Annotated in this window: 16 protein-coding genes; all 16 read left to right on the top strand. The window is 46.1% G+C overall.

Features of this window, described 5'->3' with window-relative positions:
• The first annotated feature begins 85 nt into the window (after window positions 1–85).
• Window positions 86–358, top strand: coding sequence for a 30S ribosomal protein S16 (gene rpsP, locus M4I42_RS07035; RefSeq protein ID WP_027408160.1), 273 nt, complete (start codon window positions 86–88; stop codon window positions 356–358).
• Window positions 359–372: 14 nt separating this feature from the next.
• Window positions 373–609, top strand: coding sequence for a KH domain-containing protein (locus M4I42_RS07030; RefSeq protein WP_066323734.1), 237 nt, complete (start codon window positions 373–375; stop codon window positions 607–609).
• Window positions 610–652: 43 nt separating this feature from the next.
• A complete protein-coding gene (locus M4I42_RS07025) occupies window positions 653–1,039 on the top strand; it encodes a YlqD family protein (RefSeq protein ID WP_268851500.1) in 387 nt (128 codons plus the stop codon).
• 13 nt (window positions 1,040–1,052) lie between these two features.
• Window positions 1,053–1,571, top strand: coding sequence for a ribosome maturation factor RimM (gene rimM, locus M4I42_RS07020; RefSeq protein WP_268851499.1), 519 nt, complete (start codon window positions 1,053–1,055; stop codon window positions 1,569–1,571).
• Entirely contained in the window at window positions 1,571–2,305 is a 735-nt protein-coding gene (trmD, locus tag M4I42_RS07015) for a tRNA (guanosine(37)-N1)-methyltransferase TrmD (protein ID WP_268851498.1), read from the top strand. Before rimM ends, trmD begins: the two co-directional genes overlap by 1 nt.
• Before the next feature lie 127 nt (window positions 2,306–2,432).
• Entirely contained in the window at window positions 2,433–2,777 is a 345-nt protein-coding gene (gene rplS, locus M4I42_RS07010; RefSeq protein WP_066323742.1) for a 50S ribosomal protein L19, read from the top strand.
• Window positions 2,778–2,858: 81 nt separating this feature from the next.
• Window positions 2,859–3,410, top strand: a complete 552-nt coding sequence (gene lepB, locus M4I42_RS07005) for a signal peptidase I (RefSeq protein WP_268851497.1) — start codon at window positions 2,859–2,861, stop codon at window positions 3,408–3,410.
• A 4-nt stretch (window positions 3,411–3,414) separates the two neighbouring features.
• Entirely contained in the window at window positions 3,415–4,269 is an 855-nt protein-coding gene (gene ylqF, locus M4I42_RS07000) for a ribosome biogenesis GTPase YlqF (RefSeq protein ID WP_268851496.1), read from the top strand.
• 70 nt (window positions 4,270–4,339) lie between these two features.
• Window positions 4,340–5,110 (top strand): ribonuclease HII, encoded by a 771-nt coding sequence (locus M4I42_RS06995; RefSeq protein WP_268851495.1) that lies wholly within the window; start codon window positions 4,340–4,342, stop codon window positions 5,108–5,110.
• Between the two features lie 25 nt (window positions 5,111–5,135).
• The gene (locus M4I42_RS06990) at window positions 5,136–6,416 is read left to right on the top strand and encodes a hypothetical protein (protein WP_268851494.1); all 1,281 of its coding nucleotides are present in this window, start codon (window positions 5,136–5,138) and stop codon (window positions 6,414–6,416) included.
• Window positions 6,413–6,688 (top strand): EscU/YscU/HrcU family type III secretion system export apparatus switch protein, encoded by a 276-nt coding sequence (locus M4I42_RS06985; protein ID WP_268851493.1) that lies wholly within the window; start codon window positions 6,413–6,415, stop codon window positions 6,686–6,688. The genes M4I42_RS06990 and M4I42_RS06985 overlap by 4 nt, the downstream gene beginning before the upstream one ends.
• Before the next feature lie 135 nt (window positions 6,689–6,823).
• Entirely contained in the window at window positions 6,824–7,984 is a 1,161-nt protein-coding gene (gene sucC / locus M4I42_RS06980; RefSeq protein WP_268851492.1) for an ADP-forming succinate--CoA ligase subunit beta, read from the top strand.
• A gap of 18 nt (window positions 7,985–8,002) precedes the next feature.
• Window positions 8,003–8,905, top strand: coding sequence for a succinate--CoA ligase subunit alpha (sucD, locus tag M4I42_RS06975; RefSeq protein WP_268851491.1), 903 nt, complete (start codon window positions 8,003–8,005; stop codon window positions 8,903–8,905).
• 76 nt (window positions 8,906–8,981) lie between these two features.
• Window positions 8,982–9,875, top strand: a complete 894-nt coding sequence (dprA, locus tag M4I42_RS06970; RefSeq protein ID WP_268851490.1) for a DNA-processing protein DprA — start codon at window positions 8,982–8,984, stop codon at window positions 9,873–9,875.
• A gap of 87 nt (window positions 9,876–9,962) precedes the next feature.
• A complete protein-coding gene (gene topA, locus M4I42_RS06965) occupies window positions 9,963–12,038 on the top strand; it encodes a type I DNA topoisomerase (RefSeq protein ID WP_268851489.1) in 2,076 nt (691 codons plus the stop codon).
• 57 nt (window positions 12,039–12,095) lie between these two features.
• A complete protein-coding gene (trmFO, locus tag M4I42_RS06960; RefSeq protein WP_268851488.1) occupies window positions 12,096–13,406 on the top strand; it encodes an FADH(2)-oxidizing methylenetetrahydrofolate--tRNA-(uracil(54)-C(5))-methyltransferase TrmFO in 1,311 nt (436 codons plus the stop codon).
• Window positions 13,407–13,414: the final 8 nt, after the last annotated feature.

The following is a 13,414-nucleotide window of genomic DNA, read 5'->3' as shown; positions in this document are numbered from 1 at the left end:
GTGTTAAGAAAAAACACTTTACAAACTACACGATTATTGCTAATATACTATCTTGTGTGAACTATTTACGGAGGTGCTAGAAAAAATGGCAGTAAAAATTCGTTTGAAACGCATGGGTGCGAAAAAATCACCTTTCTATCGTATTGTAGTAGCGGACTCTCGTTCACCGCGCGACGGCCGCTTTATTGAAACAATCGGTACGTACAACCCAGTAGCGGAGCCAGCTGAAGTGAAAATCAACGAAGAATTAGCATTAAAATGGCTACAAAACGGGGCAAAACCGTCGGATACGGTTCGCAACTTGCTTTCGAAACAAGGAATTTTAGAAAAATTCCACAACTTAAAATACGGCAAATAATGCGCGTGATGTAAATGAAGCCGCTAATTGAAACGATTGTACGGGCGCTTGTCGATTATCCAGACGAGGTTGTTGTTACGGAAACTGCGGACGAACAGACGATTACCTATACGTTATCCGTTCATGAAGAAGACATCGGAAAGGTAATCGGGAAGCAAGGGCGCACGATTCACGCGATTCGAACGGTTGTATATGCAGCGGCATCTGATCTGCCGAAGCGCGTCATCGTGCAAATTAACGACAAAGGGTGAGGGAAATCCTCCCCTTTTTTATTACCGTTTGAGGGGTGTCGCCATGAAAATTATCCAAACCGTTGAAGTGAAGCAAATTTTAACCGAAAAAAGCCGCGCAGAGCTGCACGAAAAATTTTCCGCCCGCAAGCGAAAGCTACAACAAGAATGCGACCAACTTCGTTTTGAACAAAAGCGCCTCGAAAAATCCGCCAAATATTCGCCGACGATTTTAAAACAATACTTCACGAAAGAAATCGACGATCGGCTCGAAAAAATCAAACTATTGGATTTTCAGCTCGAACAATTACACATCCTACCGTTAGGCAGTGAACTAAAAGAACGGGAAGTACAAGCGTTAGTCGATGTCCGTGTCGGCGACCGCTGGGACGACATCGTCAACATGCGCGCCATTGTTATCGAAGACGGCATTGTGAAAGAAATTCGCTGAAAAAGAGGTGAGAATGATGAAATGGTTTCATGTCGGCACAATTGTGAATACGCACGGCATTCGCGGCGAAGTGCGCGTCATTTCTAAAACCGATTTCGCCGATGAACGCTATAAAATCGGCAATACGCTCTATATTTTCATGGACAACGCTCCACAACCAATCGAAGTAAAAGTAAAAAGCCACCGCGTCCATAAATCGTTTGACTTATTATCATTTGAAGGATACGACAACATTAACCTCGTTGAAAAATTGAAAGGCGGCGTATTAAAAGTGCCGGAAAGCCAGCTCAGTAAACTTGGCGAAGGTGAATTTTACTTTCACGAAATTATCGGCTGTACGGTCATAACGGAAGACGGGGAAACGATTGGCGAAGTCAAAGAAATATTGACACCAGGGGCGAACGACGTCTGGGTCGTCAAGCGAAAAAACGGAAAAGAGGCATTAATCCCGTACATTACTGATGTCGTCATCGACGTTAATGTGAACGAAAAACAAATTACGATTCGCCCGATGGAAGGACTGCTTGACTGATGAAAATTGACATTTTAACATTATTCCCTAATATGTTTACCGGCGTGCTTCATGAATCGATTTTAAAAAAAGCGCAAGAAAAGCAAGCTGTTTCGATCAATGTCATTAATTTTCGCGAATTTGCCGATAACAAACACCAAACGGTAGACGACTATCCGTACGGTGGCGGTGCAGGCATGGTATTAAAGCCGCAACCGATTTTTGATGCGGTCGCCCATTTGACGAAACAGGCAAACAATGCGCGCATCATTTTGCTTTGTCCACAAGGGGAACGTTACACGCAAAAAAAAGCGGAAGAGCTTGCAAAAGAATCGCATTTAATTCTCATTTGCGGACATTACGAAGGGTATGATGAGCGCATTCGCGAACATTTAGTAACCGATGAAATTTCGATTGGTGATTATGTGCTAACTGGCGGAGAAATAGGCGCGATGGTCATCGTCGACAGCGTCGTCCGCCTGTTGCCGGGCGTGCTAGGTAACGAAGCTTCCTCCGTGCACGATTCGTTCAGTTCTGGACTATTGGAATATCCACAATATACGCGCCCAGCCGACTTTCGTGGGCTCAAAGTGCCGGAAGTGCTCTTATCAGGAAATCATCGCTTAATTGACGAATGGCGGCAAAAAGAATCGTTGCGCCGCACATTTTTGCGCCGACCTGATCTTCTAGCGCAATGCAAATTAACGGACAAGCAAAAAAAATGGCTGGAAGAATTTCAAAAAAACGAACGGTAACTATTGCATACGATACCCCTTTATGCTAGTATAATCTTTGTGACTTAGGCTTAAGTCGTTAAAACGATGTTCCGCTGCAATGACGAAAAGCATTGGTATGAGCATCTGTTGGAAGGAGTTGAATACGATGCATCATTTAATTCAAGAAATCACAAAAGAACAATTGCGAACAGATCTACCTGACTTCCGCCCTGGTGACACAGTGCGCGTTCACGTAAAAGTTGTGGAAGGAAACCGTGAACGGATTCAGGTATTCGAAGGCGTTGTCATTAAGCGCCGCGGTGCAGGCGTAAGCGAAACATTTACGGTTCGTAAAGTTTCTTACGGCGTAGGTGTAGAGCGTACATTCCCAGTGCACACGCCAAAAATCGCAAAATTAGAAGTTGTTCGCCGCGGTAAAGTGCGTCGCGCGAAACTTTACTACTTGCGCCAACTTCGCGGTAAAGCTGCACGTATTAAAGAAATTCGCTAAGCGAATGGAAACACGGAAAGATGGAGTAAGGAGCTTGAAGTTCAAGCTCCTTTTTTCTAATCAAATGTAGGTGGGAGAAGGATGGAAAAGAAAAAAAGCGAAACGTGGGAATGGCTGAAAGCGATCGTGATTGCTGTGCTCTTAGCGGGCGGCATCCGCTATTTTGTTTTTGCGCCGATTATTGTCGATGGACTGTCGATGATGCCGACCCTTCATGACCGTGATCGGATGATTGTCAACAAGCTTTCTTATAAAATCGGTGAACCGCATCGCTTTGATATTATTGTGTTTCATGCGGAAGAAGGGAAAGATTATATTAAGCGGGTGATCGGCTTGCCAGGTGATCGTATCGAATATAAAAACGATACGTTGTACGTCAACGGAAAGGCGTATAAAGAGCCGTATTTAGATGAATATAAAAAACAGCTTATCGACGGGCCATTAACCGAGTCATTTACGCTAGAGGAGATTACAGGCAGAAAAACCGTGCCGAAAGGCTATTTATTTGTGATGGGCGACAATCGCCGCTTTAGCAAAGACAGCCGTCATATCGGCTTTATTCCAATGGAAAAAGTAGTGGGAAAAGCGAGCATTGTATACTGGCCGCTTTCCGATGCCCGCATGATGAAATAAGTAGGTGGAAGTAATGATGATCCAATGGTTTCCAGGCCATATGGCGAAAGCGAAGCGCGAAGTGCAAGAAAAATTAAAGTTGATTGATGTTGTATTTGAACTGCTAGATGCGCGCATTCCGCTCTCTTCGCGAAATCCGATGATCGACGAAATTTTAACGAACAGGCCGCGCATTATTTTGCTCAACAAAGCCGATATGGCCGACGAAAAAGTAACGAACGAATGGATTTCCTTTTTTGCCGAGCAAGGATTGCGCGCGCTCGCCATCGATTCACAAGCCGGAACAGGTATGAAACAAATCGTTGCCGCCGCCAAAGACATGACAAAAGAAAAATTTGCGAAAATGGCGGCAAAAGGGATTAAAAACCCTCGTCCGCTACGCGCGTTAATCGTCGGCATTCCGAACGTCGGTAAATCGACGCTCATCAACCGACTCGCCGGAAAACATATCGCCAAAACCGGTGATAAGCCAGGCGTGACAAAAGCGCAGCAATGGATTAAAGTTGGAAAAGAAATGGAGCTTTTAGATACACCAGGAATTTTATGGCCAAAGTTTGAAGACGAAGAAGTTGGTTTGAAACTTGCGACAACAGGAGCGATTAAAGATACGATTTTAAATTTGCAGGACGTAGCGGTTTATGCGCTCCGTTTTTTAGCCGTGCACTATCCAGACCGCCTAAAAGAGCGCTATTCGCTTACGGACATTCCAGATGACATCGTCGAGTTGTTTGACGCCATCGGCAAACGCCGTGGCTGTCTCGCCAGCGGCGGAGCGGTCGATTACGATAAAGTGGCAGAACTTGTCCTTCGCGATATCCGAACAGAAAAACTTGGCCGCCTCAGCTTTGAGAAACCGTAAAGCCCGAACAAACCGGGCTTTATTTTTTTGCGAATGTGCCGATATAAAAAATAGAGAGGAACGATCATCAATGAAACGTACGGTGAAAGAAATCCAACAACTATTACTAACGTTAGACGAGCAGCATCCGCTTTTTCAAGAAATCGCTCGCGATGAGCGAAAAAGTGTGCAAAAACTGTTGGCTCGCTGGCGAAAGCAAAAAGAAAACGCTGAGAAAGAGCGAAACCAGTGGGAACAAATGTCGCGTTATGAGCAGTCACTTTATGCGAAAGGAGTTTCCTACGTTGCCGGCATCGACGAAGCAGGTCGAGGGCCGCTTGCTGGTCCGGTTGTCGCCGGTGCCGTCATCTTGCCGCCTGATGTGTATTTGCCGGGCTTAAACGACTCAAAAAAGCTATCAGAGGCTAAACGGGAAGCGCTATTTGAACAAATTCAAGCAGCCGCTGTTTCTATCGGTATCGGCATCGTGTCAGCGAAAGAAATTGATGAACTCAATATTTATCAAGCAGCGAAAAAGGCGATGATGAAAGCGGTCGAGCAGCTCTTTCCGCAGCCGGATTATTTGTTAATTGACGCGATGGAACTTCCGCTTGCCATCCCGCAGCAAAGCCTTATCAAAGGCGATGCGAACAGCGTTTCCATTGCCGCAGCCTCCATTGTCGCAAAAGTGACGCGCGATTCGATTATGAAACAGCTTGGCGAACAATACCCGCAATACGGCTTTGAAAAGCATATGGGGTATGGAACAGAATACCATTTACAGGCGATTCGCACATATGGCGTTACCGAGCATCACCGTCGCTCATTTGCACCGGTAAAAGAACTATTGTTATTGGAATAAAAAGATTGAGGGAAGGAGGGAAACGATGATCCAACGTGTCAGTGGCTCGACGGAACAGCGGTGGCCAACTTCGGCATCGTCCGTTCCTCTGCAAAACGGTCAAGTCGTATACGGAAAAGTAGAAAAAATAGGGGCGAACGGGATGGCGTTCGTGAGAATTGGCGGAGAAATGATCGAAGCCGAGCTACAAACGCCGCTTCAAGCTGGCCAATTTTATTCGTTTCAAGTCACGAAAGAGGAGGAAACGATTCTCCTCAAGCGATTAGATGCGCCTAGTGAACGAAGCGAGGCGACCATCGAACAGATTGCAGAGCAATTGGTGAAAAAATGGCGGCTTTCCCGTGAGATGCAGTCGCTCCTCCGCTTTTTGTTGCAAAAACAGGTGCCGTTTGCGAAAGCAGACATCGTCCAAGCGGAAAAATGGCTGCTCGCCACACCGGAAAGAGACATTAATTTGCGTGCGTTGGAAATGATGTATGCGAATCGGCTGCCGGTGACGGAATCGGTCTTTTTCGCGTTGAAGGCAGTGCAACATCCCGAGTCGCTCGCGACACAGCTTTCCGATTTGCAGCGCGCGCTCGCATCGATTCCAAAGCAACAGCTGTCGGAAGCGCAACAAACGCTCCTCGGAGAGTTAGAGCGAATGAATCGCCTTTTGGTTGACGACCAGCAAGAACAAAGGCTGGATCAACTGCCGAAAACGTTCGCTAAACATATGAAAGCGCTGATCAAAGCGCTCGGGTTGGAGTACGAAGCGAACGTAGCAAAAGACGTGCAAACGGCTCGAGCGATGGAGGGGTTAAAACCGCTACTGTTGCGCGCGCAGCAAGAAAGAAGCGACGAAACGTTAACGAAACAAGTCGATACGCTCATTCACCGCTTGACTGGCCAACAGTTGCTTTCGCACGAACAAGGCCCCATCCAACCTTTATTTATTCAATTGCCGTTTCTTTTCGGAAATGAGCGCACCGATGTCACAATTCATTGGCAAACGCGAAAAAAACAAAACGGCGAGATCGATCCGCACTATTGCCGCCTGCTATTTTATTTACAGCTTCCCGCGTTAAAAGAAATAACTGTCGATGTCCGCATTCAAAACAGCATTATCCACGTTTCGTTATTTAACGACACGCCGCAGCTAGAAACGATCGTGTCACTGATGCAGCCAATGTTGAAAGAGCGGCTTTCCGCATGCGGATATACGCTGTCGACCGTCAAGGTGGCGACACCGCCAGAACAAAAGCAAAGCGATGTATTATTTTTACGTGTGTTGAATAATTATTCGGGGGTAGACTATCGCATATGAACGAAAAAAGAAAACAAGCCGTTGCTTTAGCATACAATTCCCAAGAACATATTGCCCCTGTCGTTGTTGCAAAAGGGAAAGGACGGGTGGCGGAACAAGTCATTGCCGTCGCCAAAGCAAACGGCATCCCGATCCAAGAAGACCCATCGCTCGTTCAATTGTTAAGCGAACTTGAAATTAATGAGGCGATTCCCGAGCAGCTATACAAAGTTGTCGCCGAGCTGTTTGCGTTCATTTACCACCTTGAACGAACGCTCGGCGAGAAAAAGTAGCGGGTTGTTTTCCTTGAAAACAACTCTTTTTTGTTATAAGAATTTTTTTGATTTTATGTCGAAACGGTAGACAATATGGAAACTGACAGTATACAATGAAAGCGCTAGTACTTTTTATACATAGGAGGATGGGATATGAATATTCATGAGTATCAAGGCAAAGAGATCCTCAGAAGCTATGGGGTTGCCGTACCGAACGGCCGCGTGGCGTTTACCGTCGAAGAAGCAGTAGAAGCAGCAAAAGAATTAGGTAGTGCCGTTTGTGTTGTCAAAGCGCAAATTCATGCGGGCGGCCGCGGAAAAGCCGGAGGGGTAAAAGTTGCAAAAAGTTTGGAAGAAGTTCGTACATATGCAAGCGAACTGTTAGGAAAAGTGCTTGTTACGCACCAAACAGGTCCAGAAGGAAAAGAAGTGAAGCGCTTATTGATTGAAGAAGGTTGCGATATTAAAAAAGAATATTACATCGGCTTAGTTGTGGACCGTGCCACTTCTCGCGTCGTTCTAATGGGTTCGGAAGAAGGCGGAACGGAAATTGAAGAAGTAGCGGCGAAAACACCGGAGAAAATTTTCAAAGAATACATTGACCCGGCGGTCGGATTACAAGCGTTCCAAGCGCGCCGCATGGCGTTTAACATTAACATTCCGAAAGAGTTAGTCAACCAAGCGGTCAAATTTATGATGGGCTTATACCAAGTGTTCGTTGACAAAGATTGCTCCATCGCAGAAATCAACCCACTTGTTGTGACAGGCGACGGCAAAGTGATGGCGCTGGATGCGAAATTAAACTTTGATTCCAACGCTTTATATCGTCATAAAGATGTGCTCGAATACCGCGATTTAGACGAAGAAGATCCAAAAGAAGTCGAAGCATCGAAATACGACTTAAACTACATCGCATTAGACGGAAATATCGGCTGCATGGTCAACGGTGCTGGCCTTGCGATGGCAACAATGGACATCATTAAATATTACGGCGGCGAACCAGCGAACTTCTTAGATGTTGGTGGCGGCGCGACAGCTGAAAAAGTAACGGAAGCGTTCAAAATCATTTTATCCGATGAGAACGTCAAAGGCATTTTCGTGAACATTTTCGGCGGCATTATGAAATGTGACGTCATCGCTAGCGGCATTGTCGAAGCAACGAAACAAGTCGGCCTTGAACTTCCGCTTGTCGTCCGTTTAGAGGGAACAAACGTAGAATTAGGGAAAAAGATTTTACAAGAGTCCGGCTTAAACATTGTTGCGGCAGAATCGATGGCAGACGGCGCACAAAAAATTGTCGAGCTAGTACGTTAAGAAGGCGAGGGAGAACAAATGAGCGTTTTTATTAATAAAGACACAAAAGTCATCGTACAAGGGATTACGGGGTCACAAGGGTTGTTCCATACGAAACAAATGCTGGAATACGGAACAAAAATCGTCGGCGGTGTCACACCAGGAAAAGGCGGCACAGAAATTGAAGGTGTTCCAGTATTTGATACTGTTTCTGAAGCGGTGGAAAAAACAGGCGCGAACGCTTCCGTTATTTACGTTCCGCCAGCATTTGCGGCTGATGCGATTATGGAAGCAGTCGATGCCGGCTTAGATCTTGTCGTATGTATTACCGAAGGCATTCCTGTCCTTGATATGGTAAAAGTCAAACGTTACATGGAAGGCAAGAAAACGCGCTTAATCGGGCCAAACTGCCCAGGCGTTATTACGCCAGAAGAATGCAAAATCGGCATTATGCCTGGCTACATTCATAAAAAGGGGCATGTCGGTATCGTGTCACGCTCTGGTACGTTAACGTACGAAGCGGTGCATCAATTAACGCAAGCTGGCATTGGCCAATCGACAGCGGTTGGTATCGGCGGTGACCCGGTCAACGGTACGAATTTCATCGATGTATTAAAAGCGTTTAACGAAGACGAAGAAACATATGCCGTCATTATGATTGGAGAAATCGGCGGTACGGCGGAAGAAGAAGCGGCGGAATGGGTAAAAGCGAACATGAAAAAACCGGTCGTTGGCTTTATCGGTGGGCAAACCGCACCTCCTGGAAAACGGATGGGACATGCTGGGGCCATCATTTCCGGCGGTAAAGGAACAGCGGCGGAAAAAATCAAGAAAATGAACGAGTGTGGCATTAAAGTAGCTGACACGCCTGCCGTTATCGGCGAAACGCTCATCTCTGTCTTGAAAGAGCAAGGCCTTTACGAAAAATGCAAAACGCATTAATCCAATCCGTCCCGTATAGCGCATCTCGCTCTATGCGGGACGATTTTTTCAATCTACGACGAGAAAGGAAGATTCGATGTACTCATCCGTTCGGGAGCGCCTCATTCATCTTCACCATTGCCGCGGCGTCGGCTGGAAAACGATCGATCGTCTATTGCGCATCGATCCATCGCTTTCCTCTATTTTTTCTCTCCCATCTTCCACTATTGCTTCGATGATGTCGATTTTTCACGAACGAAATTCTTTGTTTTTCCAAGATTTACATTCCCTTGATATTAAAAGTATGATAAAAACATATAAGGACAAAAATATTGACGTCATTACTGTTTTAGATGACGATTATCCGGAATGGCTGAAGCATAGTTTTGAACCACCGTGGGTGTTGTATGCGAAAGGAAAGATTGAATGGCTTTCACATCTCAAAATGCTTAGCATTGTCGGGACGAGGCAACCGACAACCGAAGGTATTCGCGCCTTACAAGTGCTCATTCCTCCGCTCGTTCAAGCGGGCTGGACGATTGTAAGCGGCCTCGCGTTAGGGATTGATGCAGCGGCGCATGAAATCACGATCGAACAGCACGGAAAGACGATTGCGGTCATCGCTGGGGGAGTAGAGCATATTTATCCGAAGCAAAACCGGGGGCTTGCGGAGCGATTAATGCGCGATCACCTTATTATCTCTGAATACCCTCCGCATACGAAGCCGCAAAAATGGCAATTTCCGTTGCGAAACCGTATCATCAGCGGCTTGTCGCTCGGAACGGTCGTCGTTCAGGCAAAAGAAAAAAGCGGTTCACTCATTACCGCATCCCTTGCGCTCGAGCAAGGGAGGGAAGTGTTTGCTGTGCCTGGGTCTATTTTCCTAGAACAGGCAAGTGGCACGAATAAGCTTATTCAACAAGGGGCAAAACTTGTTTGCACCGCACAAGATATTATAGATGAATTTGCCTATATTTTTCCAAGTGGATAAAATTTTTCACATCATGTTTGACAAATACCCGTACAATCATTAATAATAATGAAGATTTTAATTTTACCTCTTGAGGGAGGATCCAGTATGTCAGATTATCTCGTCATCGTGGAATCACCGGCAAAAGCGAAAACGATCGAACGTTATTTAGGCAGAAAATATAAAGTAAAAGCTTCCATGGGACATATTCGCGACTTGCCAAAAAGCCAAATGGGCGTTGATATAAACAATGATTATGAGCCGAAATATATTACGATTCGCGGCAAAGGGCCGGTGATTAAAGAGCTGAAGACGGCGGCGAAAAAAGCGAAAAAAGTGTTTTTAGCGGCCGACCCTGATCGGGAAGGAGAGGCGATCGCATGGCATCTAGCACATATGCTAGACCTTGATATTCATTCAGACTGCCGCGTCGTTTTTAACGAAATTACGAAAGATGCGATCCGCGAGTCATTCCAGCATCCGCGGGCAATCAATATGCATTTAGTCGATGCGCAACAAGCTCGGCGCGTGCTTGACAGACTCGTAGGTTATAATATTAGTCCACTTCTCTGGAAAAAAGTAAAAAAAGGTTTAAGCGCCGGCCGGGTGCAATCTGTCGCATTGCGGCTCATTATCGACCGTGAAAAAGAAATTCAAGCATTTCAGCCGGAAGAATATTGGTCGATTCCAGCGGAGTTTATGAAGCAAAATGAAGCGTTTACCGCTTACTTTTACGGAATGGACGGACAAAAACTCGAGTTAAAAAACGAAGCTGATGTAAAAGCGGTTTTCGCTCGCCTCGAAGGGAACCGTTTTACAGTGAAGACGGTGACAAGAAAAGAGCGGAAGCGAAATCCGGTTCCACCGTTTACGACTTCTTCCTTGCAGCAAGAAGCGGCACGTAAGCTGAATTTTCGCACGAAAAAGACGATGATGCTGGCACAGCAACTGTACGAAGGAATTGACCTTGGCAGCGACGGCACCGTCGGTTTAATTACATATATGCGTACAGACTCGACGCGCGTATCAGAAACGGCGCAGAAAGAAGCGCTTTCGTATATTGAATCCGCGTTTGGCAAAGACTATGTGGCACAAGAAAAGCGGAAAGAAAAGAAAAATGTGAACGCGCAAGATGCGCATGAAGCGATTCGGCCGACGTCGGTGTTTCGCGACCCACAGTCGGTGAAGCCGTATTTAAGCCGCGATCAGTTTCGTCTGTATAAGCTCATTTGGGAACGATTCGTCGCGAGCCAAATGGCGCCTGCGCTGCTTGATACGATGAGTGTCGATTTAGAAAATGGCGGTGTCATTTTCCGCGCGAACGGTTCAAAAGTGAAATTTCCAGGATTTATGAAAGTGTACGTCGAAGGAACGGACGATCAAACGGACGAGCAAGACCGATTGCTTCCGGATTTGCAAGAAGGAGAAACAGTCATCGGCAAAGACATTGAGCCGAAGCAGCACTTTACGCAGCCACCTCCGCGCTACACGGAAGCAAGGCTCGTAAAAACGCTCGAGGAACTTGGGATCGGGCGGCCGTCAACATACGCACCAACGTTAGATACGATTCAAAAACGAAATTACGTGGTGCTAGAAAATAAACGTTTTGTCCCGACGGAACTTGGGGAAATTGTCATGGAATTAATCCTTGAGTTTTTCCCAGAAATTTTAGATGTCGAATTTACCGCGAAAATGGAAAAAAGCTTAGATGAAATTGAGGAAGGAAAAATCGAGTGGGTCAAAGTAGTCGATGAGTTTTATCGAGAGTTTGAAAAACGGTTACACATCGCTGAAAAAGAAATGAAAGAAGTGGAAATAAAAGACGAACCAGCCGGTATTGATTGTGACGTATGTGGAAGCCCGATGGTGTATAAAATGGGGCGGTTCGGAAAATTTGTTGCTTGTTCGAATTTTCCAGCGTGCCGGCACACAAAACCGATCGTCAAAGAAATCGGTGTCAAATGTCCACAATGTCATGAAGGCAATATCGTTGAACGCAGCAGCAAGAAAAAGCGTGTGTTCTACGGCTGCGACCGTTTTCCGGCGTGCGATTTTGTGTCATGGGATAAGCCGCTTGCACGCCCTTGTCCGAAATGCGACGGTTTGTTAGTAGAGAAAAAGTTGAAAAAAGGAATACAAGTGCAATGCGTGAAATGTGACTACGAAGAAGAACCACAATCGTAATCATCGGTGAGCGACCGTTAGTCCTCACCGTTTTTATGCGGAAAGGGAGGAATCAGCATGATTGTGAACGTCATTGGCGCAGGATTAGCTGGAAGCGAAGCAGCATGGCAGCTAGCCAATCGAAACATTCAAGTCCGATTGTACGAAATGCGCCCGGTCAAACAAACGCCGGCGCATCATACAGAAAAGTTTGCTGAGCTCGTTTGTAGCAACTCACTAAGGGCAAACACGTTGACAAATGCCGTCGGCGTGTTAAAAGAAGAAATGCGGCGATTGAATTCCGTTATTATGAAAGCGGCAGACGAATGCTCTGTTCCGGCTGGAGGAGCGCTGGCAGTAGACCGACATGAGTTTGCGGCGCGCGTAACGGATTTTGTTCAAAATCATCCGAACGTGACCGTTATTCGTGAGGAAGTAACGGAGATTCCGTCAGGTCCGACCGTTATCGCCACCGGGCCGTTAACATCGCCAGCGCTGTCGGAAAAACTGAAGGAGCTAACCGGCGAAGAGTACTTATATTTTTATGATGCCGCTGCGCCGATTGTCGAAAAAGAAAGCATCAATATGGACAAAGTGTACATAAAATCGCGCTACGACAAAGGCGAAGCCGCCTATTTGAACTGCCCGATGACCGAAGCAGAATTTGATCGTTTTTATGAAGCTCTCGTTTCAGCAGAAACGGTGCCGTTAAAAGAATTTGAAAAGGAAATTTATTTTGAAGGATGCATGCCGATTGAAGTGATGGCTAAACGCGGAAAGAAAACGTTATTATTCGGTCCGATGAAGCCGGTAGGCCTTGAAGATCCGCGCACAGGGAAGCGTCCGTTTGCGGTCGTTCAGCTTCGTCAAGATGATGCTGCCGGCACGCTTTACAACATTGTCGGCTTTCAAACCCATTTAAAATGGGGCGATCAAAAAGAAGTATTCCGTCTCATACCGGGGCTGGAAAATGCGGAGTTTGTTCGCTATGGTGTTATGCACCGCAATACGTTTATTAACTCGCCAAAGTTATTGCGGCCAACGTATCAGTATAAAGGACGCGATGATCTATTTTTTGCAGGACAAATGACCGGTGTGGAAGGGTATGTCGAATCAGCCGCTTCTGGCTTAGTCGCTGGTATAAATGCCGCCCGGTTCGTGTTAGGACAAGAGCTGCTTGTATTTCCGAAAGAAACCGCCATCGGTAGCATGGCACATTACATTACATCGGCGGATCCGAAATATTTCCAACCGATGAACGCCAATTTTGGTTTATTTGCTCCGCTGGAAGAAACGATTAAAGATAAAAAACGCCGCAATGAACAATACGCGAAACGGGCGTTAGACACAATTCAGAATTTTATAAAAAATAATTGCAAGGGCTACTAATATGTGTT

The sequence above is a fragment of the Anoxybacillus sp. J5B_2022 genome, from assembly GCF_026847645.1.
In the GTDB taxonomy this organism is placed as follows: Bacteria; Bacillota; Bacilli; order Bacillales; family Anoxybacillaceae; genus Anoxybacteroides.
This window is presented reverse-complemented; position numbering and strand designations above follow the sequence as displayed.